The sequence below is a fragment of the Clostridium manihotivorum genome (assembly GCF_004015185.1).
Lineage (GTDB): Bacteria > Bacillota > Clostridia > Clostridiales > Clostridiaceae > Clostridium_AR > Clostridium_AR manihotivorum.
The window spans coordinates 3,746,477-3,769,345 of record NZ_CP025746.1; the positions used below are offsets into that span (position 1 = coordinate 3,746,477).

At 31.5% G+C, this 22,869-nt stretch carries 22 protein-coding genes; 2 read left to right on the plus strand and 20 right to left on the minus strand.

Going from position 1 to position 22,869, the window contains the following annotated elements; all coding sequences use genetic code 11:
• Window positions 1–58 precede the first annotated feature (58 nt).
• Both C1I91_RS16895 and C1I91_RS16900 read left to right on the plus strand, forming a co-directional pair.
• Complete coding sequence (locus C1I91_RS16895) at window positions 59–940, plus strand: AraC family transcriptional regulator (RefSeq protein WP_128213912.1); 882 nt, start codon at window positions 59–61, stop codon at window positions 938–940.
• 93 nt (window positions 941–1,033) lie between these two features.
• The gene (locus C1I91_RS16900) at window positions 1,034–1,486 is read left to right on the plus strand and encodes a staygreen family protein (protein ID WP_128213913.1); all 453 of its coding nucleotides are present in this window, start codon (window positions 1,034–1,036) and stop codon (window positions 1,484–1,486) included.
• Between the two features lie 294 nt (window positions 1,487–1,780).
• On the opposite strand, the gene C1I91_RS16905 is transcribed toward C1I91_RS16900, so the two are convergent.
• The 20 genes from C1I91_RS16905 to rbfA all read right to left on the minus strand — a co-directional run bounded on the left by C1I91_RS16905 (window position 1,781) and on the right by rbfA (window position 22,858).
• Complete coding sequence (locus tag C1I91_RS16905; protein ID WP_128213914.1) at window positions 1,781–2,509, minus strand: EAL domain-containing protein; 729 nt, start codon at window positions 2,507–2,509, stop codon at window positions 1,781–1,783.
• 205 nt (window positions 2,510–2,714) lie between these two features.
• The gene (locus tag C1I91_RS16910; protein WP_128213915.1) at window positions 2,715–3,284 is read right to left on the minus strand and encodes a DUF4825 domain-containing protein; all 570 of its coding nucleotides are present in this window, start codon (window positions 3,282–3,284) and stop codon (window positions 2,715–2,717) included.
• Window positions 3,268–3,957: a hypothetical protein gene (locus C1I91_RS16915; protein WP_128213916.1), complete on the minus strand. Its 690-nt coding sequence runs from the start codon at window positions 3,955–3,957 to the stop codon at window positions 3,268–3,270. Before C1I91_RS16915 ends, C1I91_RS16910 begins: the two co-directional genes overlap by 17 nt.
• 9 nt (window positions 3,958–3,966) lie before the next feature.
• Entirely contained in the window at window positions 3,967–4,302 is a 336-nt protein-coding gene (locus tag C1I91_RS16920; RefSeq protein WP_128213917.1) for a PadR family transcriptional regulator, read from the minus strand.
• 415 nt (window positions 4,303–4,717) lie between these two features.
• A complete protein-coding gene (locus tag C1I91_RS16925) occupies window positions 4,718–4,978 on the minus strand; it encodes a stage V sporulation protein S (RefSeq protein ID WP_072991331.1) in 261 nt (86 codons plus the stop codon).
• 382 nt (window positions 4,979–5,360) lie between these two features.
• Entirely contained in the window at window positions 5,361–6,902 is a 1,542-nt protein-coding gene (gene rny / locus C1I91_RS16930) for a ribonuclease Y (protein ID WP_205694343.1), read from the minus strand.
• A 253-nt stretch (window positions 6,903–7,155) separates the two neighbouring features.
• A complete protein-coding gene (gene recA / locus C1I91_RS16935) occupies window positions 7,156–8,220 on the minus strand; it encodes a recombinase RecA (protein WP_128213919.1) in 1,065 nt (354 codons plus the stop codon).
• A gap of 374 nt (window positions 8,221–8,594) precedes the next feature.
• Window positions 8,595–9,185: a CDP-diacylglycerol--glycerol-3-phosphate 3-phosphatidyltransferase gene (gene pgsA / locus C1I91_RS16940; RefSeq protein ID WP_128213920.1), complete on the minus strand. Its 591-nt coding sequence runs from the start codon at window positions 9,183–9,185 to the stop codon at window positions 8,595–8,597.
• Entirely contained in the window at window positions 9,169–10,512 is a 1,344-nt protein-coding gene (gene rimO, locus C1I91_RS16945) for a 30S ribosomal protein S12 methylthiotransferase RimO (protein WP_128213921.1), read from the minus strand. Before rimO ends, pgsA begins: the two co-directional genes overlap by 17 nt.
• 90 nt (window positions 10,513–10,602) lie before the next feature.
• Entirely contained in the window at window positions 10,603–12,894 is a 2,292-nt protein-coding gene (locus C1I91_RS16950; protein WP_128213922.1) for an FtsK/SpoIIIE family DNA translocase, read from the minus strand.
• Between the two features lie 77 nt (window positions 12,895–12,971).
• A complete protein-coding gene (locus tag C1I91_RS16955) occupies window positions 12,972–13,664 on the minus strand; it encodes a ClpP family protease (RefSeq protein ID WP_128213923.1) in 693 nt (230 codons plus the stop codon).
• Between the two features lie 58 nt (window positions 13,665–13,722).
• Window positions 13,723–14,916, minus strand: a complete 1,194-nt coding sequence (gene dapG, locus C1I91_RS16960; protein ID WP_128213924.1) for an aspartate kinase — start codon at window positions 14,914–14,916, stop codon at window positions 13,723–13,725.
• Between the two features lie 15 nt (window positions 14,917–14,931).
• Window positions 14,932–15,207, minus strand: coding sequence for a YlmC/YmxH family sporulation protein (locus tag C1I91_RS16965; protein WP_128213925.1), 276 nt, complete (start codon window positions 15,205–15,207; stop codon window positions 14,932–14,934).
• 51 nt (window positions 15,208–15,258) lie between these two features.
• Window positions 15,259–16,554: a M16 family metallopeptidase gene (locus C1I91_RS16970; protein WP_128213926.1), complete on the minus strand. Its 1,296-nt coding sequence runs from the start codon at window positions 16,552–16,554 to the stop codon at window positions 15,259–15,261.
• A gap of 275 nt (window positions 16,555–16,829) precedes the next feature.
• Entirely contained in the window at window positions 16,830–18,938 is a 2,109-nt protein-coding gene (locus C1I91_RS16975) for a polyribonucleotide nucleotidyltransferase (RefSeq protein ID WP_128213927.1), read from the minus strand.
• A gap of 410 nt (window positions 18,939–19,348) precedes the next feature.
• A complete protein-coding gene (gene rpsO / locus C1I91_RS16980; RefSeq protein ID WP_128213928.1) occupies window positions 19,349–19,612 on the minus strand; it encodes a 30S ribosomal protein S15 in 264 nt (87 codons plus the stop codon).
• Between the two features lie 118 nt (window positions 19,613–19,730).
• A complete protein-coding gene (locus tag C1I91_RS16985; RefSeq protein WP_128213929.1) occupies window positions 19,731–20,660 on the minus strand; it encodes a bifunctional riboflavin kinase/FAD synthetase in 930 nt (309 codons plus the stop codon).
• A gap of 10 nt (window positions 20,661–20,670) precedes the next feature.
• A complete protein-coding gene (gene truB, locus C1I91_RS16990) occupies window positions 20,671–21,549 on the minus strand; it encodes a tRNA pseudouridine(55) synthase TruB (RefSeq protein ID WP_128213930.1) in 879 nt (292 codons plus the stop codon).
• A gap of 2 nt (window positions 21,550–21,551) precedes the next feature.
• A complete protein-coding gene (locus C1I91_RS16995; RefSeq protein WP_128213931.1) occupies window positions 21,552–22,505 on the minus strand; it encodes a DHH family phosphoesterase in 954 nt (317 codons plus the stop codon).
• Between the two features lie 2 nt (window positions 22,506–22,507).
• Window positions 22,508–22,858, minus strand: a complete 351-nt coding sequence (gene rbfA / locus C1I91_RS17000) for a 30S ribosome-binding factor RbfA (protein ID WP_128213932.1) — start codon at window positions 22,856–22,858, stop codon at window positions 22,508–22,510.
• Window positions 22,859–22,869: the final 11 nt, after the last annotated feature.

Genomic DNA, 22,869 nt, shown 5'->3' on the forward strand with positions numbered 1-22,869 from the left:
ATACTTGCTCTATTTTAACTATAAATAACACTATTTTGACATAAGAAAGGCATTTGTTATGGAAACAGAAAAAGGTACATTAAGAGAGACTGTGGATCGAGGAGAAGCATTAATTCCATTTTACGCCTACAATCATGTATGGAGTAACTTTACGCTATATCTCCATTGGCATAATGAAGTTGAAATAATATACGTAGAAAAAGGCTCTTTAGTATATACCATTGATACAATCCCTATAAAAGTTTCAGAAGGTGAATTTATAATAATAAACAGTGGACAACTTCACTCAGCCCACACTATATGCAATGGCGATTGTGTTCATCATGCTTTATTATTTGATTTAAATTTCTTAAATAGTAAGCATGACGATTCCTGTCAATTAAACTATTTAAATCCACTACTTTCGGGGTACTATAGATTTCCTACCAGTATAGATATTAATACAAATTGCGGGAAAAAAGTTATTGGCGAAATTAAGGAAATACTAGAGTCTTACAACGAAAAGTATTTTGGTTGGGAGATAGCTATTAAAGCATCTCTGTATAAAATATTTTCAGTTGTAGCTAGAGAAGGAGACTTCCTTATAAATGAATCCACTTACACATCAGCTATAAGTTATAAAATCACTATTTTAAAAAGAGTCTTAAACTATATACAAAAAAACTATGCAGACAAGATCTATACTGAAGACCTAGCAAAAGAAGTTAGCATGAATCCTCAATACTTTTGTAGATTCTTCAAAGCTAACACCGGTAAAACTCCTGTTGATTTCATAAACCAGTACAGAATAGAACAAGCGACAAAGCTAATTAAAAACGCTGACAAGAAAATATCTGACATATGCTATGAAGTTGGTTTTGAAAACTTTAGCTATTTTATAAAGAAATTCAAGGAGTACGAAAAGTGTACTCCAAATCAATACAGAAAATCCTTTAATTAATCCACTTTTTAGAACTCATATACTAAATTATTTAAACAAACCTACTTATATCTCATAATATAATCGTAAGAAAACTATTGTTGAGGTAAAGCAATGTCAAAATTAAATCCAGAGAAACTTTTTGTAGAATTTAGAGATGGTGTTACCTCTGTAGCACCAATCTTAGGAAGACGCTATACGCTTACTCACTCAGACATAACTGCTGAGCTATTTTTAACCATTGGCCTAAACTATGCTTATGATAAAACTAGTTCTAATAAAGATGAAGTACTAGGTGAATGGCTACAGAAAAATAACAAACTATATTTTCACATCTATGTTGTTGTATCTAAGGACTTAAACCCTATATTAACCGCTATAAGAGATTATGTTTTTAGAAAAGAACTTCCTCTTGCCATAGGAGCAATAAGATATGGTGATAGACAGCTCTTTAACGCTTATCCGGAACTTGATAAGTCAGAGATTATAGTACATTTTCTTTCCACTTGTGATCACTTTAATAAAGTCGAGAGCTATGGATTATTCTATAATTATGATATAACGTAACTATCATATATCAATATATAGATATGATGAATTAAACCATAGCTATATTAAGCAGACTAAACTTACAAAATTAAAAGAATAAAATATTACTTTCAAAACAATATAAAAGTAGCTCCTAAAATTCCTTTAGGAGCTACTTAAAACTAATAGAAGTATTAAGCTTATATCATGCTTTATGGTTCCTAACTCAACTATTAATTTATACGTGCCCGAAAATCCCCAAAACCCTTGATCTTCGAACAAGTCTAAATTAAGTTTCAATATATGAACCCTATAGTTAATTCTATTATTTGATTAAAACATAACCTTAGGTAAGGTCTCAACCATTGGCTTAGAAAAATAATATCCTTGAATAAGGTCTATTCCCATGGAAGTTAATACTTCAACTTCTGCAGCTTGTTCTATTCCTTCAGCTATTATCAATACTCCTAAATCTCTACACATTTTTACTATGTTGGCTACTATCTTGTATTTAACAGCGTCCATGTGTATATCTTTCACCAATTCTCGATCAAGTTTAATTATATCAGGTACAAACTTGGCTAATAATAGTAAGCCTGAATTTCCTGCACCAAAATCATCTATAGCAGTTTTAAAACCCATTCCTTTATAAGATTTGAATATCTCTGCAATATGCTCAAATTCATCAGTTTTTTCTTGCTCAGACACTTCAAATATTATATTATTTAATGGAAAATCAAACTTTTGGGCAGACTCTAATGTAGAGCTTATACAAATTTCTGGCTTATAAACTGCTCTTGGCATAAAATTAATAGATAAATATGAGTCACAATCTAGCTTAGATGCAAGTTCTATTGCCTTATACCTGCACTTTTGATCAAAACTATATTTCAACTCCTCTGTAACTTGTGATAACACAGAGTACGCAGATTCTCCATTAATTCCTCTAACCAATGCTTCATAAGCGAATATAGACTTATTTCTAGTATCTACTATAGGCTGATAAGCAAAGGTAAAGTCGAAATCAAGAGGGATACTGCAGAAACCACATTTTCCTGTCATTGCCCCACCCCTTATATATTTTAAATTATACCAATACTAGTGTTTAATATTGGTTTTTCTTAAACTAAAGTATTAGAAAAGCATTTAAAGTCTGTTAGATATAATATATTTTACATTATATCATCATAATAGTTGTTATTCAAAAGACATAAATTAGCATCATTTCACCTAAATAGAATAAAAGTATTGTACTATTCAAAACAAGCTAAAACTCCTCGATTTTTCTCAGTAGGTTACTAGAATAATTCTTCACATAGCTGTTATCTTTCAATTTGTCTTGTACTTTCTCTTTCCAAGTTGAATCTTCCAATAACATAGGTAACTTTACATTATACAATCTTTCAAATTCATTTCTTGCTACTTTATAGTTTACAGTATCTACACTATAGTCAATCTGCTTTAAGTTATCAATTAATGCAAATGCCGCTGTAGAGTTATACATCAAACCTCTTTCTATATCCTCAGTACTATATCTTTTCTCTAAATCCTTGTAATTCACTTGTAAAATAAAATTTTCCGGTATAAGTTTAAAAGAAAGCTGCCCATCATTTAGAGGAAGGTTATGAAATAAATTTGATACATTACTTATGTCACCCATATACTTACTTTTATATTTTAGTATACTTTTCAGATCATGACTTGTGGGGTTCTTCTGCGCCATAATATAATTCTCTTTAGCTCTATTATTCCTAGGTATTACCACCCCTTGTACTAGTATAAATAGTATTACTCCTACTATAGATAACAAAATTATAGCTTTATTTCTTGTTTTCATTTAAATCACCTACTTCATACTTTAATAGCAATTGAGGTATAGAGTTTATAAACAAAGGCACCACTATTAGCAAAAATGGATAACAATAATTTATTACAATTGATGCGAATTCATATGGTCCAGTTATCTTCACCGATCTTGAAAACCATATATTACTTCCAAATCTAACCATTGTAACATATATACTAGAAGCTATGAAGCCCCCTCCCCATAGTACCCAAGCTATTCTTCTAATTCGATAAGCAGATCTAATGTTAAAAAACTTTTTAACTAACAAAACTTCTTTATTCTTTTCTTTACTAGCTCCAATATAATTCACTCCTAAAACAATACTGAAAACAAGCAATAGAGCATTTAAAAGCCTCCCAGTTTCAACAATGGATATTGGTATTGTCACTATCCAAATTATCAAAGAATACAATAAAGTTATTTGTAGGCATTCTAGCTTAAATTTATTTATATATATTTCCTTATTTCCGTCAATAAGATAATCTATACTTGTGATACTTTCTTTTGCCATAACTATTGCTTTATCGTAGGACAATCCGTTTTCAGTTAGATCTTTCACCTTAGCCTCAAGATTAGTAAAAATCTCATACTTTAGCTCTTGTATTTGTTTGTCTTCTTTATACTTACAAAACAAGCTATCCACATATTCTCTCAAAGTTTCCATAATAACCTCCTATCTCTCTATTAATTTATCAATCAGGTCTTTGGCAAACTTCCATGCCTCCAATGATCTTTCATAAGTTTCTTTTCCAAGTTGTGTAATCCTATAATATTTTCTTCTGCCCCCTTGGCTTTCATCCCCCCAATAGGACTCTATAAGCTTTTGAGACTCAAGCCTTTTTAAGCTAGTATAAAGTGAAGGTTCTTTTAATTCGTATCTTCCTTCACTGCTCTTTGAAATAGTTTTAATAATCTCATACCCATAGCTATCTCCATCATAAAGTACACGAAGTATTATTGTATCTATATTTCCTCTAATCAAGTCACTACTTATTACGCCTTCACTCATGTTATCACCTCATAATTATATGATAATACATATTACTATGTCTGTCAAAGTAATATTTGTGAAGAAGCAATCTTATGTTCATATACCTTTCTGAATTTATATAAGGAAAATTTGGCAGGCGAATAAGATTTATTTTTTTCTGAATATCTATTTTAAACTCACAATAGCACCACAATTAACCAACAAAATTTTATACTTACCTTCTAAATAAGTAAGGTCTTATAATAATGCTTTGTGACGTCCTTTGTCTCATGAGCGATCTTTAGACAGTAAAAAACAACCCTATCTATGTAATATTATAGATAAGGTTGTCCGTTGAAAAATTCAAATTTAATACTTATACTTTATTAAATCGTATACAAAAAGAGCTATTGTACTTGAAAAACTATTCATAGTGCAAAAGCCCCCTTTATTTTTATCTTGGTTGAACTATTAATTTTATTGCTGTTCTTTCTTCTCCATCGATTTGAATATCTGTGAAAGCTGGTACACATACTATATCTTTTCCACTAGGAGCAACAAAGCCTCTAGCAATAGCAATAGCTTTTACAGCTTGGTTTATAGCTCCAGCTCCAACTGCTTGTATTTCTACGATATTTTTTTCTTTTATTATAGCAGCTAAAGCTCCTGCCACAGAGTTAGGGTTAGATTTAGTTGATACTTTTAATACTTCCATTATTACATAACCTCCTAGAAATTAACGATATCGTTTACATAAGTTCTAATAATCTTTTACTCTATATATATTCTACACATATTAGGAAAAACCTTCTTTTTTATAAATTTTTTTATTTTTTATTTTTAGCTCTGTTAAAGTACTATATTGAACATAGCCTTATTTTTTTAATAATTCTAAATCTAGCTTAAATACTTTTTTATTATATTTTATGAGGTTTTAGCATCCATCCATGTAGTGTTCTATTTCAGAAAAGAAAGCTAAAACAACCTTCTTTAGCTCTTTTTGAGCATTTGCCTTTCCTAATGAACAAGAAAAAAATCTTGTAGTCAACATAAAGAATAAAAAAATACATTTTGCTTTCACAAAATGTATTTTGTACTTATTTAGCATAGTCAACTGCACGGGTTTCTCTAATAACATTTATTTTAATTTGTCCAGGATATTCTAATTGTTCTTCTATGTTCTTTACAATATTCCTTGCCATTTCAATGGACCCTGCATCATCAACTTGATCTGGTTTAACCATAATTCTAATCTCTCTTCCAGCTTGAATGGCATATGACTTTTCTACACCTTCGTATGAATTTGCAATTTCTTCGAGCTTTTCTAATCTCTTAATATAAGCCTCTAAGGTTTCTCTTCTTGCTCCTGGTCTAGCTGCTGAAATTGCATCAGCTGCTTGAACTAGTACTGCTTCAAGTGACATCATCTCAACATCACCATGATGAGCCGCAATAGCATTTACTACTATCGGAGATTCATGATATCTCTTAGCTAAGTCTCCACCAATTAAGGCATGAGGTCCTTCATACTCTTGATCTACAGCTTTGCCGATATCATGTAACAATCCAGCTCTTCTTGATAATGTAACATCTAAACCTAATTCAGATGCCATTAGCCCAGCCAAATATGAAACCTCTATTGAATGTTTCAACACATTTTGGCCATAACTAGTTCTGTACTTTAATCTACCTAGAAGTCTAATTAATTCTGGGTGTAGTCCATGTACTCCGGTTTCGAAGGTTGCTTGTTCTCCCTCTTCCTTAATATCATTTTCCACATCCTTAGTCGCTCTTTCTACCATTTCTTCTATTCTAGCTGGGTGAATTCTACCATCTACAATTAATTTTTCTAGAGCAATTCGCGCTACTTCTCTACGAATTGGATCAAAACTTGATAGTATTACTGCTTCTGGAGTATCATCAATTATTAAATCAACTCCTGTCAATGTCTCTAAAGTTCTAATATTTCTACCTTCCCTACCTATAATTCTGCCCTTCATTTCGTCATTTGGTAGAGCTACTACATGTACAGTAGATTCTGAAACGTGATCAGCGGCACATCTTTGTATTGCTGTTGTAATTATTTCTCTTGCCTTCTTATCAGCTTCTTCTTTTGCTTTTGTTTCAACTTCTTTAATCATTATAGCAGCATCATGTTTGATTTCTTTACTAATTTCGTCAAGAAGAATTTGTCTTGCTTCTTCACTAGATAGGTTTGATATCCTTTCTAGCTCTTCGCGCTGCTTTGTGTACAATTCATTTACACTGTCTTCCAATTGATGAACCTCTTGTATCTTTTTGTTAAGGCCCTCATCTTTCTTCTCTAAAGCATCACTTTTTTTATCTAGAGATTCTTCTCTTTGTATCATTCTTCTCTCTAGACGTTGAATTTCATTTCTTCTTTCACGGGATTCTTTTTCAAAATCATTTCTTAATTTATGAACTTCTTCCTTAGCTTCCAAAATCGATTCTTTTTTTAGAGCTTCAGCCTCTCTTTTAGCGTTTTCCAAATTAGCTTCAGCTTCCTGTTCTAAACTGGACATTCTACGTTTAAAAGTATTTTTTATTACTGAATACTCAACAATTCCTAGCACTATTAAAACTAGTACACAAACTATAATTTCAATAATGTAATGCATCATAACACCTCCTTCGCACTATTTTAGCAATTTATATTATTAGTAAATATGAAGGCTTAGTAAGGTGTCATATTAAATTCAGACTGTAAACAAATGAATATGATAAACCAGTATTTGTTATTATTTTATATTAATTTTAAAATTATGTCAAGTTGATAGATTAAAGCGTTATATAAACAATTTAATATTATCTATATATTATTATTCTCAATTGTTCGTATTTTATAACAAAAAAATAAATCGCATAAGCGATTTATTTTTGCTCTTCGTTAGCTTTAGCTTGTTTTTTTTCTGCTTTTGTTTCAGCTTTAGCTTCACTATATATTGGCAACTCATACTTCGCTCTAATTTTATTTTCTATCTCAGAGGCTATTTCAGGATTATCCTTAAGGAATTGCTTTGCATTTTCTCTTCCTTGGCCTAATCTTACATCACCATAAGCGAACCATGCACCACTTTTCTGTATTATTTCATCCTTAACACCTACATCAACTAAGTTACCTGTCTTCGATATTCCTTCTGCATACATAATATCAAATTCAGCTTGCTTAAATGGAGGTGCCACTTTATTTTTAACTATCTTAACTCTTGTTCTGCTTCCTACAACACCTTCGCCTTGCTTTATGGAATCAATTCTTCTTATATCCATTCTAACAGAGGCATAGAACTTAAGAGCTCTACCACCAGTTGTAGTTTCAGGATTACCAAACATTACACCAACTTTTTCTCTTAATTGGTTAATGAATATAGCAACACACTTTGACTTATTTATAGTTCCTGCTAATTTTCTAAGAGCTTGAGACATAAGTCTAGCTTGTAATCCAACGTGTGAATCACCCATCTCTCCTTCTATTTCAGCTCTTGGAACTAAGGCTGCAACGGAGTCAATAACTATTACATCTACTGCACCAGATCTAACTAAGGCTTCTGTAATTTCTAATGCCTGCTCACCAGTATCTGGCTGAGATACTACTAGATTATCTATGTCAACACCTATTATCTTAGCATAGCTTGGATCTAAAGCATGTTCTGCATCTATGTACGCTACAGCGCCACCAACTCTTTGTGCTTCTGCCGCAATATTTAAAGCAACAGTAGTTTTACCTGAACTTTCTGGCCCATATATTTCTATTATTCTACCTCTAGGCACTCCACCAATTCCTAAAGCTATATCTAAGTCTAAGCATCCTGTTGAAATCACATCTAAATTTAAAGTACTATGCTCACCTAATTTCATTATTGAGCCTTTTCCAAATTGTTTTTCTATCTGTCCCATAGCTGATTCTATGGCTTTAAGTTTTTCCATATCAATACCCATTGATAAACACATCCTCTCTGACGAACATTTGTTCTATATTTATTATAAATTACTTTATTTTATAAGTCAACACCAATATAGTTTTTTAATTTAAGCAATACTTTACTGTTATACTAAGTTATAGCTAAATACAACCTAAAAATATATAACATATATCAATTGAAAATAAAAACTGAATTTTCACATGAATTATAAAATAAAAAAATTATTTAGGAAATAATGATTATATTGTTATCTAATATATAGATGTACCACTTCAGTATAGAATTTACATTTTTTAATTCTTAAAAATAAAGAATTTAAAAAATAATTCCCATAAGGAAGTGGCAAATACTTACATATTAAAATTATTACCTTTTACATAAATGTTAAACCTATTTTTCTGTATTAATAGCAGCTTTATTCTTAACAAAATAATCTACTCCAGAAAGTATTGTTACAATTACTGCTAAATACAAAGAAACGGTTGGTGCTATATCAAAAAACTTGTTCATAAAACTATTATCAGTCACTAAATTTGTTAAGTATTTAGAGGATCCAATATTTACTTTTAATAAAAGTAATATTATTGCAACAATCTGAATTACAGTTTTTATTTTTCCCCACCAGCTAGCAGCGATAACAGTACCATCAGCTGCTGCAATAGTCCTTAACCCAGATACAGCAAACTCTCTAGCTATTATTATTACTGCAGCCCAACTTGGTACTACATGCAATTCAACTAATGATATAAGTGCTGATGTAACCAGAAGCTTATCTGCTAAAGGATCCATAAACTTACCAAATCTAGTAATTTGATTTCTACTTCTAGCTATGTATCCATCTAATTTATCAGTTAATGAAGCTAATACAAAAATAAAAGTAGCTATAAAAGTACTATATGTTAAATCTCTAAAAGCTATAAAAACCAAAAAAATAGGCACCAAGAATATCCTGATTATAGTAAGTCTATTCGCAAGATTCATTATAAACAACCCCTAACAAATCATATTCAGTAGAATCAACAATTTTAACTTTTAGTATGTCACCAATATTTAGTTCATTATTCGCAGCATTGATTATGATATTACCATCTATTTCAGGAGACATTTCATAAGATCTTCCTAAATAACTTCCTTCTTCTAGTTGTTCTATTAAAACATCATACACATTGCCAATCTTTTCTTTGTTGATAGCTTCTGAAACTTCCATTTGAGTAAGCATAAGAAGATCTTCTCTTTTAGCTTTAACTTCCTCATCAACATGATTTGGCATTGCATAAGCTGCTGTTCCTTCTTCTTTAGAATATTTAAACACCCCAACTTTGTCTAATTTATATTCTTTTAGGAAATTTTTTAATTCACTAAAATCTTCATCTGTTTCACCTGGAAAACCTACTATAAGCGATGTTCTTAAGGTTATTCCATCAACCTTTTGTCTTAAAAGATTAATTTTATCTATTATCGCCTGTTTTGTAGTTTTTCTTCCCATGGCCTTTAATATATTATCACTTATATGCTGTATAGGTAAATCTAAATATTTGCATACCTTAGGATTTGATGCAATTTCGTCTATTAATTCATCATATATCTCTTCAGGATAGCAATAAAGCACTCTTATCCACTGAATACCATCTATTCTACTTAATTCATTCATTAATACATGTAGTTTGTTTGCATCATATAAATCAATACCGTATCTAGTTGTATCTTGACCAATAAGAATAAGTTCTTTAACTCCATTAAGAGCTAAGGTCTTAGCCTCTTCTACTATACCTTCTAACTGCCTGCTTCTATATTTACCCCTTATTTTAGGTATAATACAGTAAGTACAGAAATTGTCACAGCCTTCTGATATTCTTATGTAAGCAGTAGCTTTATCAGTAGTAATAACTCTTTCACCTTCGTTAATGTTTATATTGCTGTATTCCAATTTAGTTATTTTTGATTTTTCACTGTTTATGAAAGAATTTATAAGCTCATCAATTTTATTATAATCATTAACTCCAAGCATAATGTCAATTTCAGGCATAAGCTCAGTAAGCTCAGTTCCATATCTTTGAGTTAAACAGCCTGTGGCGATAAGCAACCTACAGTTATATTTATTTTTATATTCTGCCATTTCTAATATTGTATCAATAGACTCCTGTTTAGCTTTTTCTATAAAGCCACAAGTATTAACTATAATTATATCTGCAGATTTAGGGTCATTAGTTAATTCATAATCTCTTTTTAGCTTACCCAGCATAATTTCAGAATCAACTCTATTTTTGTCGCATCCTAGGCTTATCAAGCCCACCTTATATTTTGTCAACGTAATTCCTCCTGTGTTCAATACAATATAATATAATAAATAATACAAATTAATTTTAAAACTGTTTTACTATTAAAACAAGTATTTTTTCTACATATTCTCAAGTTCTTCCTTTGTTATAAGTACTTGTCTTGGCTTACTTCCATCCTTTGGCGATATTATATTGTTTTCTTCTAGCTGTTCCATAATTCTTGCAGCCCTATTAAAGCCTACCCTGAGCTTTCTCTGAAGAAAGGATGTAGACGCTTGACCAGTTTCAACTACTATTCTTATAGCTTCCTCTAAGAGTTCATCTCCATCATCTGGATTTGCTGCATTTGAAGAAGAAGTAACCTCGCTATTTATATGGTCTATTATCTCAGTTTCATAAGATGTTTCTTCCGATGTACCTTTTATGAAATTAACCACTTGTTCCACTTCTTCTTCTGAGATAAATGCACCTTGAATTCTCACAGGTTTTGCCTCTCCCACTGGGTAGAAAAGCATATCCCCTTTTCCTAATAGTTTTTCAGCTCCTGAAGAGTCTAGTATGGTTCTCGAGTCAATCTGACTAGAAACAGCAAAGGATATTCTAGATGGAATATTGGCCTTAATAACTCCTGTGATGACATCTACAGAAGGTCTCTGTGTTGCAATTACAAGATGCATACCGGCAGCTCTAGCCATTTGTGCTAGTCTTGCTATATAATCTTCCACATCATTAGGGCAAGCCATCATAAGATCTGCAAGCTCATCAACAATTATTACTATCCAAGGTAGCTTCTCTGTAATGATTCCCTTGTCAAATAAATTATTATAAGATTCTATATTTCTTACACCGCTATCAGCAAATAATTTATATCTTCTAGTCATCTCATTTACTGCCCAGTTCAATGCTGCAGCAGCTTTTTTAGGGTCAGTTACTACTGGAATTAATAATTGTGGAATTCCATTATATACATTCAATTCAACAACCTTAGGATCCACCATTAAAAGCTTAACTTCCGCTGGAGAATATTTGTATAGAATACTTATTATCAAAGTATTTATACATACACTCTTACCAGATCCTGTGGCCCCTGCAATTAACAAGTGAGGCATCTTACTCAAATCTGCTACGATTGACTTACCAGCTATATCCTTACCAAGTGCAAAAGCCAAATTACTTTTGGCATTTATAAATTCATCAGAATCCAAGACTTCCCTAAGAAACACTGGTGTAAGTTCTTTGTTTGGCACCTCTATTCCCACTGCTGCTTTTCCAGGAATAGGTGCCTCTATTCTTACGCCATTAGCTGCAAGACCTAAAGCTATATCATCAGATAAATTAACAATCTTACTTACTTTAACTCCAGCACTAGGCTGTAACTCAAACCTCGTTACTGAAGGTCCTTTTGTTACTTGTACAATTTTTGCCTCTACTCCAAAACTATTCAAAGTATCTTCCAATTTAGTTACGTTTTGAAGTAAGTCTTTTTTATCTTCCTTCTTTAGTTTTGATGCAGAATTTACATTTAGAAGCTCAGTGGAAGGAATTATATATTCAGTTTCCTCTGAAGATAGTAGTCTCTCTGTTAATTCCTTGTTTACATCCTCTTTCACTTCATTATCCAAGGCTTTTTTCTTATCAGAAACTCTATTGCTATTAGCAGTACTATCAGTGATTTCAACTTTTGTTGGAGCACTTTCTGACACCACTTCTTCATGAATTGATGCATTTTTCATAAAGTCCAATATCTTTATTTTATTATTTATACCATTTATGAACTCATTTTGATCATTATTTTTTTCCTCAAGTACAAGGAATTCTTCTTTAGGCTCTACTTTATTAGGCTTTTCAACATTCTTATCCTTTTTCTCTGGAAATAGCTTAATATTCATGTTTATTGAATCTAAAGAAAAATCAAAGCCAACAATAAAAAGTATTACGTATACAGCCATATTAAGAATAAAGGTACCTATTGTACCTATTAATCTATATATAGGCAAGGTTATAGAAAAGCCAATAACTCCACTGTGAAAATAGCTTTTAGAACCAATTATAGCTTTTAAAGAGTTGGTAAAGCTAGTACTATCGTAATAGTTGGTTATTGAAATAACTTGTATAAATATCAATGAATTTATTATACCGGCAGTTATAATTATAAAAGTTTTAGAAAGTATTATACTTCCTTTAGATTTTATATATATTATTGATAAATAAATCATGTATAAAGGCAATATGAAAGTACCTATTCCAATTGCTGATGTAAAAAAATACTTAGAAAAATATGAAAGATACCCAGCTGCATCACTATATATACTTATAGCTAAAACCAAACTTATAGCTAATAGTATTATTCCTGTAATATCTGAGTTCTTCTTTTTCTGATTTTTTTTACTTGTAGATTTCTTCTTTGCCATATTATTCACCCCTTTTACTACTTCTACACATAGAGATAAATTTCCTCCAAAAACCATAAATAAACCATAGGATTTACCTATGGTTTATTTACACTATCTATCATTGAGTTCAATTTGTCAAGTGCCTCTTTTATCCCCCCAACTTCATCTATAAGTCCATAATCCACTGCTTCTTTTCCTACTAAGATAGTTCCCATATCATTCAAAAGCTCATCAGTTTGAAGCATAAGAGTTCTAAGAGTTTCTTTATTTATCTTAGAGGTTCTTATTATAAATTCATTTATACGCTCCTGCATTTTATTAAAATACTTAAAAGTCTGAGGAACTCCAAGTATTAATCCATTCATTCTTATAGGATGTAGTATCATTGTAGCAGAAGGTGATATAAATGAGTAATCAGAGGCAGTTGCTAAAGGAACGCCTATAGAGTGTCCTCCACCTATTACTAGAGATACAGTAGGTTTGCTTAGACTTCTTATCATCTCTGATATAGCAAGCCCAGCTTCCACATCACCACCAACAGTGTTCAAAATGGTTAAAATACCTTCTACCTTCTCATTTTGTTCCATCTCTATTAACTGAGGTATTACATGCTCATATTTAGTGGTCTTTGTTTGCGGAGGTAATACACCATGCCCCTCTATCTGACCAATTATAGATAATATATGAATTCTTTGCTGCACATCTTGAGTAGAATTCGTATTGCCAAGTTCTTTTATGGATTCAATTTTATCATCTGTTCTTTTTTCTTCATTTTTTATTTCGCTCATGATCACTCCTCCTGTACTCCTATATTTTGTACAAGAGAGTAAGCATTTATTCAATTATTTACATAAAAGCTTTATGAAGTACGTTAATTGCTTTTTCTACATCGAAGGAATGTATTAAGCACCATATAGTAGCATGAGAATCTGCTGTTTGAAGTACTTCTATATTATTATCATCTAAGGTTCTTATTATCTTTGCCATTACTCCAGGAATTCCCTTCATTCTAGAACCTATTAAAGAAATTTTGCTACATTCTTTAACCAAATGATAAATAATATTTCTATCTTTTAATATTGTCTCCAACTTTGTTAAGTCTTCTGAATCTATTGTAAATATTTTTTCTTTAGGAAATATATTTATAAGATCTAAACTTATCTTATTTTCAGCTAAGGTATCCAACACCTTTTTATATTCATTTTTATTTTCGTTATCTGCATCAGTTATAGTTACTTGAATCCTTCCAGACATGTGAGTAATACCAGTCAAAATACGAGGATCGCTGCTGTCACCAACATTGTCAATAACTGTACCTTTGCACTTAGACATAGTATTTCTTATTACAAGAGGTATATTGCCTCTCATGGCTATTTCAACTGCTCTTGGATGGATAACTTTAGCCCCTTGATCTGCGAATTGAAACACTTCGTTATAGCTTATTTTATCTATTAGATTAGCGTCTTCTACTATTCTTGGATCGGCAGTCATAATTCCATCTACATCAGTGAATATCTCTATCTGCTCACTTTTCAGAGCTACACCTAATATAGATGCTGTTGTATCACTTCCACCTCTTCCTATAGTAGTAAAATTACCTTCGCTGTCCATCCCTTGAAATCCGCAAACTACAGGAACTATACCATCATTTAGCAAATGAAGAATTCTCTTTGTGTCCACATCTAGCAGACGTGCATTAGTAAAGTCACTATTAGTTATTATACCAGCTTGTCCTCCAGTTAGAGGGGTAGCTTTAATATTATTCATATAGAGCTCCTGGCATAATACTGTAGAACTAATTATTTCTCCACAACACATCAACATATCTGTTGTATGCTTGTTCGCATTTTTAAAATCACTATTTAATAGCGAAAGTAGTGTGTCTGTGGCATAAGGCTCACCTTTTCTGCCCATAGCAGAAACTACAACCACTGGTGAATACCCCTTGTTTATTGCCTCTTTAATTTTTTCGATGACTTGTTCTCTTCTTTCAGATGTAGATACTGAAGTCCCACCAAACTTTTGTATGATGATTTTCAAAATATCACTCCTTTGTTAAAGCTTAGTTCTTTTAATCATTTCCTCTTCAACGTCAAGAATAATTGTTTTAGCACCTATCTTTTTCACATAATCCCATGGTATTTCAAGAAATTCATCTCCACCAAATAGGCTAAACTTTGATATATTAATATTTATGATAAGAAATTTTAATTTTCCTTCATCATCTATAACTATATCATTGCTTGATAAAGAATTATACTTTTCACCATCATTGACGTTTATTATTTCATATCTTTCCATCTCAGATAAATACTTAATATTGTCACTCATGATAGCACACCTCCTTAACATCAAGTTATGATACCAAGGAGGATTTTATGCTTAGATATTTCCTTCACTAGTATTGTATGCAGCTATATCCTTTTGTGCTAGCGTGGACAACGTATCTATATCAATTTCTTTTCCGACAAAAGCTCCGTTTATAATTCCAGGCTTGAAGCATTCTTCAAGCATACTATGTACAGTTTCAAAGTTTATCTTATCGATTTTACTTATTATATCTTCTGGCTTATTTATCTTATTTAAAAATAGCACTGATTTACCATTACTGAACATCCTACTGCTTGTGCTTTCTAAACCTAGAACATAATTTGCTTTTATCTTTTCTTTATTAATATCTAGTTGCTCTTTGGTTATTCCTTTTGTTATAAAAAGCTGTAATTCTTCATTTATTGCTTGCAGTGTTTGCTCAGCATACACTGGGTTAAGTCCTACATAAATGTTCATCATTCCAACATTCTTATATGATAAAGGATATGAGTATACCGAATAACAAACTCCCATTTCTTCACGAATCTTTTGAAAAAGTAAAGAGGAGGCTCCACCACCTAAGATATTATTAAGAACTATTAAATTATACCCATTATCTTCTCCAATTGGAACCCCTTTTAAGCCTAAGTTTATATGAAGTTGTTCAATATCTTTTTCTGCACTAACAAAATTATTCATAAAGCTTGGCGTAGAATACTCTGTTACAATATCTCTTTCCACAGACCAGTTACCAAAATAACATTCCACTAACTTTATAAGTTCTTTATAATCGAATTTTCCACAGACTGATAATACTGAATTTTTAGGTGTATAGTGGGACTCTATATACTTTGTTATAATTTCTCTGTTAAAAGATCTTACCGTGTCAGGTGTCCCTAATATTGGATAAGATAATGAATCATCACCAAAAGCAGCTTTAGCATGAATATCAGAAAGTACATCTTCAGGAGTATCTTCACCCATGTTTATTTCTTCAACAACAACTCCTTGCTCTTTTTGAATATCTTCTTCACTAAATTTGGAATTAAACATCATATCGGATAATACTTCTAAACATAGTTCTGCATGAGTAGAAAGTGCTTTAAAATAATAACAAGTAGATTCTTTACTTGTATATGCATTTATTTGGCCTCCTACATTCTCAATATCTTCTGCTATCTTCTTAGCGCTTCTATTTTTTGTACCTTTGAACATCATATGTTCTATAAAATGTGAGATACCATTATTATTTAGATTTTCATTTCTTGACCCATTTTCAACATGTAATCCTATGCTTATAGAGTCAACGTGATCTATATACTCTGTTACAACTCTTAGACCATTGGATAATGTGTACAGATTATACATAAAAATACCTCCTTATAATAAAAAATTCTATAAAGGTACCTTCTTTAAAGAATTTTTTTCAGCATTAGCCTTTTAAATGCATTTTTAACTAATATTTAAGGCCACATATTATATTTTATTCTTTCGATTATATTGTGCTTTTAATTGTATGTTATATACCAATCTGCTTTACCTTTAATATAGTTTTAAAAACGAAAAAATCGCTAATGCGACTTTCATTAGTGATTTTTTGAGTATAAGAATAAAAAGGCAATTTTTAAGTTGCCCTTTCATATTTATTCTTTTGGCTTTTCTTCTTGTGATTCTGCTATTGCATCTTTTCTAGATAGATTTATTCTTCCTTGATTATCTATATCAGTAACCTTTACTAATATCTCATCACCAACAGATACAATATCTTCAACCTTATTTACTCTACTTACATCTAATTTAGAAATGTGAACTAAACCTTCTTTATTAGGTAATATTTCAACAAAAGCTCCAAACTGAGCTATCTTAACAACCTTACCCAAATAAATTTCTCCAGCTTTTACTTCACGAGTAAGTCCATCTATTATCTTCAATGCTTCTTTAACGCCTTCATGATCTGAAGAAGATACAAAAACCTTACCATCATCTTTTATATCTATCTTAACACCAGTATCAGCAATTATCTTATTAATTACTTTTCCACCAGCTCCGATTACATCTCTAATCTTATCAGGATCAATTTGTATTGCAGAAGTCTTAGGTGCATATAATGAAACTTCTTCTCTTGGACCTGGGATACATGCCTTTATCTTTTCAAGAATTCCAAGTCTTGCTTTCCTAGCATCATATATAGCTGTTCTTATGCAGTATTCTGATAAACCAGCAATCTTAGTATCTACTTGAATAGAAGTTATACCTTTCTCTGTTCCTGCCACCTTAAAGTCCATATCTCCAAAGAAATCTTCAATACCTTGTATGTCAGTTAATACTTCTTCTTCTGATAAGTCTTCTGAAGTGATTAATCCCATAGCTATACCTGCTGCTGGTCTCTTAATTGGAACTCCTGCATCTAATAAAGCTAAAGTTGATCCACAAACTGATGCTTGCGATGTAGAACCGTTAGAGCTTAATACTTCTGAAACTAGTCTTATTGTGTATGGGAATTCTTCTTCTGATGGTATAAGTGGCTCTAAAGCTCTTTCTGCTAAAGCACCATGGCCTATTTCTCTTCTACCTGGTCCTCTTAAAGGTCTGACTTCACCAACACTGTAAGAAGGGAAGTTATAGTGATGCATATATCTTTTAGATTCTTCTTCTCCAATACCATCTAAAATCTGAACATCTCCTATAGCACCTAAAGTAGCTACAGTCATAACTTGTGTAAGACCTCTAGTAAATATACCAGTTCCGTGAGTTCTTGGTAATACTCCTACTTCACAGTTTATTGGTCTTACTTGATCAAAAGCTCTTCCATCAGGACGTCTTCTTTCATGTAAAAGCATATCTCTTACGATTTCTTTTTGAATTCTATATACAACATCGTTAACATCAGACATGTTATCAGGATAAACTTCAGCAAAGTGATCTATTACACTCTTCTTAACTTCATCCATTTCTACATTTCTTTCATTCTTATCGATAATGTACATAGCTTTCTTTATCATTTCAAAAGAGTACTCACGTACTGTCTTTTCTAACTCAGCATCAACCTTATATATTAAAGGTTCCTTCTTTTCTTTTCCATAAAGCTTCATTGCTTCTTCTTGGAAAGCAACTATACCTTTACATGCTTCAAAACCAAAGTTAATAGCATTGATCATAGTTTCTTCTGGTATTTCATGTCCACCAGCTTCTATCATCATAACTCTATCTTTAGTTGCACATATAGTTAAGAATAATATACTTTCTTCTCTTTGTTTTGATGTTGGGTTAAGTATAAACTCATCACCAATTAAACCTACTTGTACTGCAGCTACTGGAGTTGTAAATGGTATGCTTGATAGACAAAGAGCAGTGGATGCTGCATTTATCGCAAGAATTTCTGGAAGGTTATCTTTTTCTACAGAAACTACTGTACAAACTACTTGTACGTCATTTCTATATCCTTTTGGGAATAGTGGTCTAAGCGGTCTATCGACAGCTCTTCCATTTAGAATTGCTTTTTCTGAAGGCTTACCCTCTCTCTTGATAAATCCTCCAGGTATTTTTCCTACTGCATATAATCTTTCTTCATACTCTACACTTAGAGGAAAAAAGTCAATCCCCTGTCTTGGTGCTTCTGAAGCATTTGCATTTGTTAATATTACTGTATCACCATAACTCATAAGAATAGCAGCATCAGAAAGCATTCCAATCTTTCCAAATTCTACTTTCATCTTTCTACCAGCTACAGTGGTTTCATGAAAATGGTTCATGTGTTAATACCTCCTTCCGGTTACTTATGTAAAACTTTACTTTAAATTGTTTAAAAATCGCTAAAGCGAGTTTCATTAGTATTTTCTAATCTGCCTTTAAAAAGTTAAAACTAAAGTTAAGGGCGGATTTTTCACTTTACTCTTATGTCATAACTATTTTAAATATAATACAACATAGTTATTCACTGATTTATAAAAAACGCAGTTGATTTAAGAGTAAAATTTGTCCAATACACTTTTTATAAATTATTATATGTGTATTTTACTCTGAAGATTTGTATAAGAAGGTTTTTATAGACTAATATATATTATTTTCTCTTTAAATCTTAAGAAATTATTCATTATTTACTTAAAATTTTACAATTTTGTAGAGAGTAAAATAATAGAGCGGTATAACCGCTCTTATCAGATTAACCTCTTATACCTAATTTTCCGATTATTGCTCTGTATCTTTCGATATCTTGAGAAGATAGGTAATTTAAAAGACCTCTTCTTTGACCAACCATCATTAGAAGACCTCTTCTTGAATGGTGATCCTTTTTATGAACCTTTAAATGTTCAGTTAAGTAGTTGATTCTTTCAGTTAATAGTGCTATTTGCACTTCTGGTGAACCAGTATCTCCTTCATGTCTTGCGTGTTGAGCAATAATTTCTTGTTTTCTTGCCTTATCCATTGTATACACCTCCAAAATTATCCCCTAGTTCCAAGAAAAAGATGGCAAACCTTTGATCTTAGGATTAGGTTCTCAAACGTATTATAGCAGAACTGATTTTCGTTGTAAATGAATTTTTTTACAATCCCTTTAGTTTTTTTCTCGATTCAGCAAAATTTTTGTCACTTTTCAGTTGCTGCGTTAACGCTTCTAAACTATCAAACTTCTCTTCATCTCTTATTCTCTCTATAAAATATACTTTTAATTCATCACCATATATACTTTTATTAAAGTTTAAAATATAAGTTTCTATAGTAATATTCTTTCCATCTACAGTAGGATTATAACCAACTGAGGTTATACTTTTAAACAGTTTACTCTTATAAATCGTGTTAGTATAATAAACTCCTATCTTAGGTAAAACAGCATTTGAATCGACTTCTATATTGGCAGTAGGAAAACCTAACTTTCTGCCTAACTGTTTACCTAATACAACCTTACCTCTAAGAACGTAAGGTCTAGTTAACAATGCATTTGCGCTGTCTAAGTCTCCTTCAGCTAGAAGGTTTCTAATCTTAGTACTGCTTATTATATTTTCTTCATTCATCAATGCACCCATTATATGAAGTTCAAATCCGTACTTTTCACTTAGAGTTTTTAGAAGCTCCACATCCCCCTTATTTTTAAAGCCAAATCTATAATTAAATCCAACAATAATACCCTTTGCATTATAGTTAGTTAAGAGTTGTTCTATAAAAGCTTCTGGCTCTATCTTCATAAAGTTCTCATTAAAATTCACAAGGCATGCAACATCAATACCAAGTTCCTCAAGAATTTCAAGCTTTGTTTCATTATCAAGAAGTAACTTAGGAGCTCTTTCCTTATTCACAACTGTTAATGGATGATTTCTAAAAGTATATACCATGCTAGAACAATGGTTCTTCTTAGCTAGCTCTATGGTTTTACTTATTAAGCTTAAGTGACCTAAATGTAAACCATCAAAACTTCCTAGAGCTATATAAGAAGCTTTTTCTAAAGAGATTTTGCTATTTTCATCAATAATTATCATCTTTGTACCTCTAATCTAATAATAATTTTTCTAACTTAAAGCCATCCCTATTCATTTTACCTAGCCCAATTAAAGACTTCTCTTTACTATATACTCTATATAACCTATCAAAGTCAAGTTTTTCTTTAACCATACTATTGTCACTCACTCTTACCCCATTAATTAATAGCTTAGCAAACTTATCATTAACGGTAATGCTATCATAAAACTTTAGTGCTTCTTCAATTGAAATAATATAATCGCTTATATTGGATTTCTCTAACTCCTCTAGCGTAACACCATTCTCTAAAGTAAACGCACCATTAGCTGTTCTACATAATGCAGTCATTACAGCGCCAACCTTTAACTGTTCTCCTATATCAAAACATAAGCTTCTTATATAAGTCCCTTTAGAACAAGTTACATCCATGGATACAAAAGGTAAGTTTATATCTATATTTGCTATATCATATATAGATATTTTTCTTGCTTGTCGCTCAATTTCTTTACCTTGCCTAGCAAGTTCATACAATCGCTTTCCGTTTACTTTAAGTGCTGAATACATTGGCGGAACTTGTTCTATCTCGCCTACAAATTTAGATATTACCTCAGCAACTTCTTCTTCCTTGATATGGTCAGTTGGAGAAGTTTTTATAATAGTTCCTTCTAAATCATATGTATCTGTTATAACGCCTAGCTTAAAGGTTACTCTGTAGGACTTTTGATTTTCCATAATATAATCTATTATCTTAGTTGCTTTTCCCATGCAAACAGGAAGAACCCCTGAAGCTTCAGGATCAAGGGTTCCTGTATGTCCGACCTTTTTCTCCTTGGTTAAAAATCTTACTTTCCTAACCACATCAAAAGAAGTCATCCCTGTGCTCTTATTTATATTTATTATCCCATTCATATCTATATCTCTTCTTTAATTTGATTTAAAACTAATTTTTTTGCCTCTTCTAAAGATATATCCTTCATTGTTATTCCTGAGGCCCTTACATGTCCTCCACCACCAAAAACAGAGGCCACTTTATTTACATTCAAATACTTCTTGGATCTTAGACTCACTTTTACACCGCCGTCTACTTCTCTAAATAAAACAGAGCCTTCCACACCTCTTATCTGAAGTCCTTGCGAAATAATATCAGACGAATCATCTAAAATCATATTTAGTTTATTTAATATATCTTTACTTATCTCCATAACTGCAAGTTTTCCATCAAACATAAGTTCTGTGTTACTAAGCACATAACCTGTTAATTTCAACTTTTCGTATGGCTTGTTATCAAATATATTACTGTGAATATCTGAATGAGAAATATTGAATTTCAGAAGTTCTGATGCAATTATATGTGTAGTAGTAGTGGCATTGGAATGTCTAAAAGAACCGGTATCTGTAACCAAAGAAGTATATAGACATCTTGCTATATCACTATCCATTGGAGCATTTAATATATTTATAAGCTCATATATTATTTCTGCTGTAGCAGCAGCATTAACATCAACGTAATTAAAATCACCATAAAGATCATTTGACATATGATGATCTATATTTATAACAGTTCCTTTAAAGTTATCAAGTTCTGCTGAAATTCTTTCTTTATTGCCACAATCAAGTATTATGACACAATCTGTACCATCCTTAGGTTTTACACATTCTCCATTTAGCATATTAGAAAAAGGAAGGAAGCTTAAATTATATGATATCGCATCTTTCGATATCATATAAGCTTCCTTACCAATTTTTCTTAAAGCTTGACATAACGACAGAACGCTGCCAGCAGCATCACCATCGGGAGAAACATGAAATGTAATACCTATTTTATTCATCTGTAAAATTTTATTAGCAATTTCATGTAGTGTCATTATTATTTCTCCTTTATCTTCTCTAAAAGAGAATCTATATGCATTCCTTTTTCAATAGAATCATCTATTTGGAAAATTACTTCAGGTGTATGTCTTAAATTTATTCTATGTCCAAGTTCTTTTCTAACAAATCCACTAGAACCTTTTAAAGCATTAAACGAAGCATCCTTTTCCTCTTCACTTTTACCAAATATACTTAGATATATATTAGCATATCTTAAATCCTTTGTAACTTTTACATCAGTGACACTGACCATAGCTGTAAGTCTAGGGTCTTTTATATTATTTCTTATAATATCACTAACTTCTTTTTTCACTTCTTCGTTAATTCTTCCGCCTCTATAATTAGGCATGAAAATCACCT

Coding starts and splice junctions, on each gene's coding strand:
- C1I91_RS16895 (WP_128213912.1), top strand. CDS start 59: ATGGAAACAGAAAAAGGTACATTAAGAGAGACTGTGGATCGAGGAGAA.
- C1I91_RS16900 (WP_128213913.1), top strand. CDS start 1,034: ATGTCAAAATTAAATCCAGAGAAACTTTTTGTAGAATTTAGAGATGGT.
- C1I91_RS16905 (WP_128213914.1), bottom strand. CDS start 2,509: ATGACAGGAAAATGTGGTTTCTGCAGTATCCCTCTTGATTTCGACTTT.
- C1I91_RS16910 (WP_128213915.1), bottom strand. CDS start 3,284: ATGAAAACAAGAAATAAAGCTATAATTTTGTTATCTATAGTAGGAGTA.
- C1I91_RS16915 (WP_128213916.1), bottom strand. CDS start 3,957: ATGGAAACTTTGAGAGAATATGTGGATAGCTTGTTTTGTAAGTATAAA.
- C1I91_RS16920 (WP_128213917.1), bottom strand. CDS start 4,302: ATGAGTGAAGGCGTAATAAGTAGTGACTTGATTAGAGGAAATATAGAT.
- C1I91_RS16925 (WP_072991331.1), bottom strand. CDS start 4,978: ATGGAAGTATTAAAAGTATCAACTAAATCTAACCCTAACTCTGTGGCA.
- rny (WP_205694343.1), bottom strand. CDS start 6,902: ATGCATTACATTATTGAAATTATAGTTTGTGTACTAGTTTTAATAGTG.
- recA (WP_128213919.1), bottom strand. CDS start 8,220: ATGGGTATTGATATGGAAAAACTTAAAGCCATAGAATCAGCTATGGGA.
- pgsA (WP_128213920.1), bottom strand. CDS start 9,185: ATGAATCTTGCGAATAGACTTACTATAATCAGGATATTCTTGGTGCCT.
- C1I91_RS16950 (WP_128213922.1), bottom strand. CDS start 12,894: ATGGCAAAGAAGAAATCTACAAGTAAAAAAAATCAGAAAAAGAAGAAC.
- C1I91_RS16955 (WP_128213923.1), bottom strand. CDS start 13,664: ATGAGCGAAATAAAAAATGAAGAAAAAAGAACAGATGATAAAATTGAA.
- C1I91_RS16965 (WP_128213925.1), bottom strand. CDS start 15,207: ATGAGTGACAATATTAAGTATTTATCTGAGATGGAAAGATATGAAATA.
- C1I91_RS16970 (WP_128213926.1), bottom strand. CDS start 16,554: ATGTATAATCTGTACACATTATCCAATGGTCTAAGAGTTGTAACAGAG.
- C1I91_RS16975 (WP_128213927.1), bottom strand. CDS start 18,938: ATGAACCATTTTCATGAAACCACTGTAGCTGGTAGAAAGATGAAAGTA.
- rpsO (WP_128213928.1), bottom strand. CDS start 19,612: ATGGATAAGGCAAGAAAACAAGAAATTATTGCTCAACACGCAAGACAT.
- C1I91_RS16985 (WP_128213929.1), bottom strand. CDS start 20,660: ATGATAATTATTGATGAAAATAGCAAAATCTCTTTAGAAAAAGCTTCT.
- truB (WP_128213930.1), bottom strand. CDS start 21,549: ATGAATGGGATAATAAATATAAATAAGAGCACAGGGATGACTTCTTTT.
- C1I91_RS16995 (WP_128213931.1), bottom strand. CDS start 22,505: ATGACACTACATGAAATTGCTAATAAAATTTTACAGATGAATAAAATA.
- rbfA (WP_128213932.1), bottom strand. CDS start 22,858: ATGCCTAATTATAGAGGCGGAAGAATTAACGAAGAAGTGAAAAAAGAA.